Origin of the sequence: Belliella aquatica (assembly GCF_014637795.1) — a bacterium.
Lineage (GTDB): Bacteria > Bacteroidota > Bacteroidia > Cytophagales > Cyclobacteriaceae > Belliella > Belliella aquatica.
In genome coordinates, this window is sequence record NZ_BMFD01000022.1 from 37,933 (window position 1) to 46,798 (window position 8,866).

The window sequence follows — 8,866 nt, forward strand, 5'->3', positions numbered from 1 at the left end:
CTTCATCTTGGGGGATATCTATTAATCTCTTTTCATAAATTTTTTAGTTATGATTATTTGACCTTCAAATATGACACGAAGTAAATAATTCCCTCTTTTTAATCCCTGAAGGTCTAATGTTACTTCATTTTGGTCCAACACAAAATCAAAAGTCTTGCTATTTTTCCCATCCATTGAAGAAACTGTAGCTTTCATATAATGGATTTCTTTTATATCAGCGAAATATAAATTAAGATATCTTGTTGTTGGATTTGGCCCGAATTTGAATTCAGTAAGATTCAAAGGGTCTTGATTTTCATTTTCTATAATTTGAATTACTACTTTTGGCGAAAGGAAGACTTTTCCATCTATATCAATGACCTCTACCCATATTTCTTGTGTACCAAGCGTTGATGTTTCCCACTCAAAACTAAATGGACTTATTGTGGATGTCCCTATCAATGTTCCATTGGCAAAATAATTAACGCTTATTATTTCTTTGCTGAAATTTAGAAGCTTTGGATTGAATGAAATTTTCTCAGAAAGGGAAAAGTTTACTCTACTCTGTTCTGTGATCAATTCAACACTTGGGCCTGTTTTTATGAAAATTTTCACAGGAAGTGAAAGCAAGGAAGTGCCATCTTGATATACAAGTCGAGCTATAAGGGAGATTTCACCAATCAAGAGTTCTTTTAATATAAAATCATAAGGCAGGGTGTTGGATTTCCCAAGAAGAGAATTCCCGTCGTAGAACTCCACACTCTCAATAGCCTTGTTTGAATTCGGGATTTCAACTTGAACTTTCAAATCTGTTCCTGGTTGATGCTCTGAAAGAGCAACAGGTGATACGATTTTAAAAATTGGGACTTCAGTTGGCTTTTCACTGACAGAGATGACTTGGGTTTCTGCCGTGGACTTACCATTTACATCAGTAGCCAAAGCTTCGATGGTGACGTTTCCAGTTTCAGAAATAATCCAACTTAGCTCGAAATCTGTACCAGTACGGCTACCTATGAAAATATCATTTCTATAGTATTCGACTTTATTTATTTCAGACGAACCTTCCAAAACTTCAATGTTCATAATCAAATTTTCATCCTTGATATATTGGGTATGTTCATCTGGGGAGATGATTTTGAAAAGTGGAGTCTTTGCATCCTCGATTATTGTGATTGTTATTACCTCCGTATCCCCAGTCAAGCCATCAGAATTCGTGGCTTTTGCAACAAGATGATGGGTGCCTAGAGGCAGATTTGGGAGTGTAATTTCATAAGGTGCATTATTTACAGTGCCAACAACATTATTATCTATTGAAAAATCAATTTTAACGATATTTTGTTGCTCGTTTTCGCTTAAAACAACCATCTTAATAGGGTCTGAAGCAAAAAAAAAGTCCTCGTGAGAAGGGGTTAACCAGCTGATAATCGGTGGGTTCATGCCTGCTACCACTTTGATCGGTATGGTTTGAGAATTGGTGATTAAACCATTTTGATCAACTGCTTTTGCATAAAGGCTATATTCTCCTAGCTCCTCAAAAAGGTGTTCATACTCATAGGGTTTACTATTTACTGTTTTGATTAATATGTCATTTAGATAATATTCGACTTTTTGAATTTCTGATTGTTCACTTTTAGCTTCTGATGCTATTTTAATTTTTCCCCCCTTATTGATTGTCGTATCAGCACTGGGATTCAAGATTGAAATAGTTGGAGGTATTGGTTCTTGGATCTCGTCAAGGCTTACTTTTATCAGCACCTTAGCAGAAAATGCTGGAATATCTACTGAACCGGAAAAAGAAGTGTTGTTTGCATCAACATATTCTCCCGACAAGGGAAATTTTTGTGAAGAGGATGTAGCATTGTATTCGAAAAATAAGTACTCATCAGGATTGATGAATTCAATATTAGCCTCTGTTATTTCAATATCATCTACAGAATACTCAAGATTATCAAGTCCTGATTTGAAAATTAGATTGAATTTACTTGTTTCAATTTTGCTATTAATTGGAATCTGAAATTCTTGAACTTCCTCACCAATTTCAATACCTTTTGAATTGGATATTGTACGCCAAGGAGATTGTCCTTCTCTCAAGAAGATTTCAAGAAACCCAGATTTGTTCCCCTTTATCTTGAATTTGAGAAGATAGCTCGTTTCAATTTTTGATTTTTCAAGTGTAAAATTCAATTCGCCCCCCTTATTAGCAGCTACAAAGAGATGACCATTGTTGAAAGCACCAGAGTTTTTCCATTGTACTGAACAATTATTGCAAAAAGTATGATTGCTATTCGAATCAAACTTTCCATTTCCAAACAAATTAGCTCCTAGGCTTTCATAAGATTTAAATTCAGGATGACTGAGAGGACTATTTTTTGCATTTTGATCTTTATTCCACCATTTAATATTGGAAAGATGCGATTTCATCTCCCATGTTTGTTGATTGAGATATTTAGTCAAAAATCCAAAATCGTTACCAAATGGCCGGATGAAATAGTTATTGTTAAATGAACCCATTTGCGCTTCATCTTCCTTTATTGAAGAGGTATTTATGAAATTCGCCTCATTTTGTATTGCGAAAATTTCGTTTTTAACAATTGAGATATTTCTTACAGGGTCGCCATATTGGTCATGATTGAGATAGATTCCTTCAAAAGCATTGTAAATGATGTTTTCGAAAACGTTTATATTTCTTGCATTATGAAGATAAATTCCATGTTTAGAAATATTTGCGATTGTATTTTTTTGAATTAGCACGCCTGATGCGTTGTCATCTACATATATTCCTTCTACAGGAATAGGATCAATTAATCCATGTTTATTTGTTCCGTTGCTATATCCTATTCCATTTATGATGACATTATTTTCTATTACACGTCCAGTGGAATTTTTATTCTCTCCCCCTTCCCACAAATAGATGCCGCCTCCATCAGTTTTATGAATGCAAAAGTCCTTCACGTAATTATTTCTGACTACAGAATTATCACCGCCAAAGTTTATCCCGATATATCCGGTATTGAATATTCTATTATTTTCGATGGTTCCATTATGCGTGCGATTACTTGTGTAGATAGCTTTTCCGTTGAGATCCCCATTGAGCCCCATCCCGACGAATAAATAGGTATTGGTAATGAGGTTATTTTTGATAGTCACATTTTGACTTGTGTTTTCTACATAAAGGGCATTATTTAGGGATTGATCAATAGTGCAGTTTTCAACTCTCAGGTAATTGGAAATTGTTCCTTTGATGGCATTTTCACCCATGAACTTGATATCCGAATTATTGATGTAGACATGATTGCCTTCATTCACAATTATTCCGGTACTATTTGCTCCCTTAAGCTCTAAGTCTGTTATCTGAATATGACTAATTCCCCAGTTAAGTTGTATTAGGTTGTTTTTTGTGCTGATCTCGATTTTAGGAAGATTGGTAGGGTTTCCTAAATAGACATAAAGTTTCTTAGCAGATTTGTCATGGAACCATTCACCAAACTGATCCAAGGTTTTAATGTGGTTTTGGATAAAAAAGCCATAGCCTGCGGCGACAGAATATTTACTTGGATTTTCATTGAAAGAAACACTGTTGGAGCTGTTTGCAGTGATGATATGTCTATCATGAACCCAAGGGTTTTTTCTGATCACAATTTCTCCTCCGAGCCAATTTTCAGAATTAGAAAAATCATTGGATGTAATTTGGTTGCCTCCATTTGTTGAAGTAATCGTTTTAAATCCCTTATTTCCATCATTGAAGTTGGGGAATCTCCCGAGCTCTTGGATTTCATCATCAACAGTGAGGATATTCAATCTGCCTTCTGGCTGAATCTGCAGATCTGAAACAAAAATCCCGTTTCCTAATGAGGTCCAATTGCTGACGGTAGACATGGAGGTCAATATTGGTTTAGCTCCATTTCCATAAGTGGAGAACACAATTGGTGCTCCTGAATTACCAGATTTACTTATTCGGATTGAGCCATAGAAAACCTCTCCTCTTTTAAACAAAATCCGATCTCCTGGAGAAAGGCTTCCCATGATGTTGTTCAATTTTTCAATAGATTGCCATGGTGTATTTTCGGATTGTGCTTGCGCTGCTGTCCTTGAGTCATTTCCTGCTGTACTAGAGAAGTAATAGGTAGCAGCCTTGCTATCTATTATGCTTATAAAAAAAGCAATCAAAACTAATAGGCACGTACTTTTCATAATTTTCATTTTCCCCCCCAATCTGAAAGATCTGCGTTTTAATTTAATACTGATTAATCGGATCATTTGCCTTTACTGTAACCGGTCTTTGATGCCACTAAATTTGTGTTTTAGATCGTAATAAATGGCAATTGACTTTTCGAACGTTTTTAATTGCATTTAGCATAATCTTTTCATGTTCTCACCCTTTGTGAATCATCTCCATAATTAAAGCGATAAACAATTAATTATCAAAATATTATGAATTTTATTTTAAAGTAAAATTTACCAGTATTTACATAATTATCAGGAGAATTTTTATTAAAAAAATTGCTTAAAAAACTCTTCTTTATGTGACTACAATTTTTCTTCTTTTATTTTGAGATTTTTAAAATAATTAATGCCTGAGGCACCCTTTTTTTATCAAATATGAAGGCATTTGTCAATTAGATCATTTGCAATATTTCTGTGTTTTTTTGGTCAATTTTACCTAGTGTGAATTAAGTTTTAAATTTTTAGTGATGTTGAAAAAATACATAAAAATGTTTTTTGAATAATTAAAATTGTTTTTCAAATAAAAATGGTACATTTATATATAAGCGAAAAAAATAAATGCTTTTATTAAACTTCCGAGCTATGGAAACTAAAATAATTCAAAAATATGAGACGGTTAATTTATTTGGATTTTCTGTCTTTTGTGATTCTCTAGATAAAATTGATTTCAAAACCAGAACAGTGATCAATACGATCAATCCACATTCATATCATGTTGCATTAAATGATGATACTTTTTATGATGCTTTAGCGGACTCTGACATTTTGTTGCCAGATGGAATTGGGATTGTATTGGCAAATCGAATTCTGAATAAATCCAAAATCCAGAAAATCGCTGGCTTTGATTTATTCATGCATATTTTGGAGAGGAATAAAAGTAAACCGATCAAATGTTTCTTTTTGGGATCTACTTCCACCACTTTAAGAGCTATTGGAAAAAGGTTGAATAAAGAATACCCAAATGTTCAATTTGCATGTTTTTCTCCTCCATTCAAAGATGAGTTTTCCAAAAATGATAATGAAGAGATGGTGAGCTATATCAATTCATTTGATCCGGATTTTCTTTTTGTCGGAATGACGGCACCTAAACAAGAAAAGTGGACAAGTGAAAATCTCAAAGATTTGAATGTAAATGTAATTTGCAATATCGGCGCTGTATTCGATTTTTATGCAGGGACGGCCAAAAGAGCACCAAGTTACCTGGTGAATAATGGTTTGGAGTGGCTTCATCGATCGATGACTAGCACCAGATTACTCAAAAGAAGTTTGACTACCAGCCCGTTATTTCTGCACTACGTTTTTGTGGAATATATGAGAAATCTGATGGGAGTGAATGAAGAAAATACAGATGTCATTTCTAAGTCAAATAGAATTCCATATTAATCTGTTTTTCTAAAAAGTTGAGGATATTTAGTCTTGTGGGTTTAAGTAAAGCATTACGGGCTGATTCCTCTGACTAAGGTGTTAAAATTAATAAACAAGTATCTTTTAATATTGAATTCGCATGGTAATGATGAACATTATTTTATCAACTTTATTTGCGTTCGGAGTGACAATAACCATTTTACCCACTTTAATTTCATTTCTAATAAACAAAAAAATTGGTGATCGTATAGATGAAAGAAGGATGCATACTGCTTTTATTCCTACAGCTGGAGGTTTGGGGGTTTATGTTGCATTTCTGATTACACTCTTTTTGTTTTCGTTTTTTTTCGGAGAGAAAGATCTGCTCCCAATTGCCATTTTAATTTCTATTGTTTTCCTCGCAGGGCTTTTGGATGATTTATTTAATCTGACTGTTGTTATTAAATTTTTAGCGATGATTTTTGCCTCAATTGCGGTCATGACTCTTACTGATGTTAAGATAAGCAGTCTTTATGGGTTGTTTGGAATCGGAGAGCTAGGTGGTTTTCTAAGTTATCTTTTGACAATTCTTGTTATAGTTTTCTTGACAAATGCATTTAATTTGATTGATGGCGTCGATGGTCTATTGAGTGTTATTGCATCATTTACACTTATGGTCTTCGGTGTATGGTTTTTATTGATCGGAGAATTTTCTTATGCATTGATATCACTTGCCTTGCTCGGTAGTATTGCTGGTTTTTTGGTTTACAATTGGTTTCCAGCTAAGATTTTTATGGGTGATACGGGTTCTTTAACTATTGGATTTATCATAGCTTTTTTATCAATAGCTTTCTTAAACACCAATGGAAACTTGCCAATAGACAGTGTTTACAAAATAAATGCACCTATATCTTTAGCGATATCATTATTGATTTTCCCAATTTTTGACACTTTCAGAGTATTTATTCTGAGGATTTTAAATAAACAATCACCATTCAAAGCTGATAAAAGGCATGTCCATCATTATCTATTCAGTTTAAATTTTGGTGTTAGAAAAATTGTTATTGTTTTACTTAGTTTCAATGTGTTGTCTTTTTTTGCTGTCATATTTTCCAAAGGAGTATCGGATTCACTACTGTTTATTTTTCTTTTTGGATTTTTGATTTTTTGCAGCTTTGCAATGCGTTGGTATAAAAACAGTCGCAGGCTCAATTTGAGAAAAAAAGTTTTTTACAAACAAAGTGCATAAAAAATTCAATACAATTTCATTTTGGGCCATTCGAAAGGGTGACTTATCAAAGGTTTTAACTACTTCAAACAGAAAGATTATAAACTTTATTGATGTGGGTTATCTATTTTCAAATGAACATCATATCATTTTTAGCGTTTAGATTGTAGTAACTAAATTTAAAAATCAACAAGATGCAATGGAGTTTGGAAAGGATTATTCCCCATAATTTTTTGGGAGATAGTCAAATCAAAAGAATTATCAAAGAATATACTAAGCGGTTGAAAAAAGAGAATATAACCAACAAAAAGAGGAGCTAAAATGCTCCTCTTTTTGTTTTAAAGCCCTTTTCCCCTCTGTAAAAACGTATTTTTATTATCTTTTGTAGTATTTAAAAATTATTTTGAAATAAAAAAAATGTATTTCATTAAAAATAATTGCAAAAAAATTAGGGTGTGAAATACAAAAAAATGTATTTTTACAGCATATTAAATTATTTGATGTGATTATGTATTTGAATTTATTCATTACGTGATGCATTATAGGGGTCTTAACAATACAGGTATGGGAAGTTATTTTATCAAACAAAGCTATTACAGAAAGCAAAAGGACGCCGACGTGTGCTCCATGCTCAACAAGAAATTATTTTTTTCGCAAATTTCAGAAAGTGCTTACAAAATTGAGTTAAAGAATTTTTTGCCGAATCGTTCACTCGTGAAAACTCATATTTTTAATCAAGTGCGTTCTATGCAATCATCTGCTTATGTCAGTATGCTTGCAAGCAACCAAAATATAATCCAAGCGTCATGAAAAGGATTTTTAAAACACTAGGAATGACAATGCTGATGGCAGTGATAGCCATCGGCATGGTCGAAGGTCAGCAGCTGCCGCAGTTCAGCCAGTACATATTCAACGGCCTTCACATCAACCCGGCGTATGCGGGATACAAGGGAGAGCCGTATATACAGAGCACCTACCGAAGTCAGTGGGTTGGCTTTGAGGGCGCTCCGACCACCTTTACAGTGACAGCGGATCTGAGTGCAAACGAAGGGCTGATGGGCTTCGGTTTGTCGGTACTTTCAGACAAGATGGGACCGACCAATACGAACGGAGCGATGTTGTCATATGCATACAGGATACAGATAGGCAGAGAATCATTTTTGGGCTTGGGAGCAAGTGTGGGAGCGAGTGAATACGCAATCAACGGCGACATGCTTAGAGCCAACGATCCGAATGATCCGAACCTGCCAGAAGGCAGAGTGAACATGTTCACACCGAACATGAACCTAGGGATGTTTTTCCACAACAGCAGGTTCTATGCTGGAGTGAGTGCCTACAACATGATTGGCAGAGGAGCCTTGGAAAGAGAAGACATTGCACTTGCCTACCACGACTTCCATTACTATATTACAGCAGGAGTAATGATTCCGATCTCAAGCAGTGTACAGTTCAAGCCAAGCTTTTTGATCAAAGAAGTAAAAGGCGCCCCGACGAGTTACGACATCAACGGGATGGTGCTGTTCAAAGAAAGATTGTGGCTGGGAGCTTCGTACAGATCGAATATGCAGATTGGTATGGAAAACCTACAGGACAACCTGAATCAGCGGAACGCAGTAGCCTTCCTGTTGGAAGTGTTTGCGACCAACAACCTGCGACTGGGATACGCCTATGACCACAGCATGAACGTGCTGAGTGATTACAGGAACAACTCCCACGAGATATCTGTAGGGTATTACATTGCACCGAGAAGTGTCACCATGAAAAATCCTAGATGGTTTTAACTATGAAAAATCTTTTTACAACACTACTGATAGGATCATTGCTGTTTTTTGGAACAGGGACAATGGAGCTACAGGCGCAGAACGCACTATTACGCTACGCAGACAAGCAGTATAGTTTGGATAACTTCCAGCATGCCGCCGAAGTGTACGAGCAGGCCTATGCCAAGAAGGAAAAATACCAAACAGCTAGACAGATAGCACAATCTTACGATAAGATCAGAGACTACCAAAAAGCCAACGATTGGTGGGCTAAAGTAGTAAACTTTGAAGAAGCAGACAGAGACGATTACTACGAATACCTGGTGTCATC

General features: G+C 35.2%; 4 protein-coding genes and 1 pseudogene. 4 read left to right on the forward strand and 1 reads right to left on the reverse strand.

Annotated elements, in window-relative coordinates; all coding sequences use genetic code 11:
• Positions 1 to 21: 21 nt before the first annotated feature.
• On the reverse strand, positions 22 to 4,170 hold the full coding sequence (locus tag IEV57_RS17950; protein WP_188444419.1) for an Ig-like domain-containing protein: 4,149 nt from the start codon (positions 4,168 to 4,170) through the stop codon (positions 22 to 24).
• A 615-nt stretch (positions 4,171 to 4,785) separates the two neighbouring features.
• Here IEV57_RS17950 and IEV57_RS17955 point away from each other — a divergent pair.
• From IEV57_RS17955 to IEV57_RS19315, 4 genes and pseudogenes are all read left to right on the forward strand, one after another.
• Positions 4,786 to 5,586: a WecB/TagA/CpsF family glycosyltransferase gene (locus tag IEV57_RS17955; RefSeq protein WP_188444420.1), complete on the forward strand. Its 801-nt coding sequence runs from the start codon at positions 4,786 to 4,788 to the stop codon at positions 5,584 to 5,586.
• Between the two features lie 127 nt (positions 5,587 to 5,713).
• A complete protein-coding gene (locus IEV57_RS17960) occupies positions 5,714 to 6,796 on the forward strand; it encodes an MraY family glycosyltransferase (protein ID WP_188444421.1) in 1,083 nt (360 codons plus the stop codon).
• A 785-nt stretch (positions 6,797 to 7,581) separates the two neighbouring features.
• Complete coding sequence (locus tag IEV57_RS17965) at positions 7,582 to 8,556, forward strand: PorP/SprF family type IX secretion system membrane protein (RefSeq protein WP_188444422.1); 975 nt, start codon at positions 7,582 to 7,584, stop codon at positions 8,554 to 8,556.
• Positions 8,557 to 8,558: 2 nt separating this feature from the next.
• Positions 8,559 to 8,866, forward strand: a pseudogene (locus IEV57_RS19315) (OmpA family protein); the annotation flags it as partial.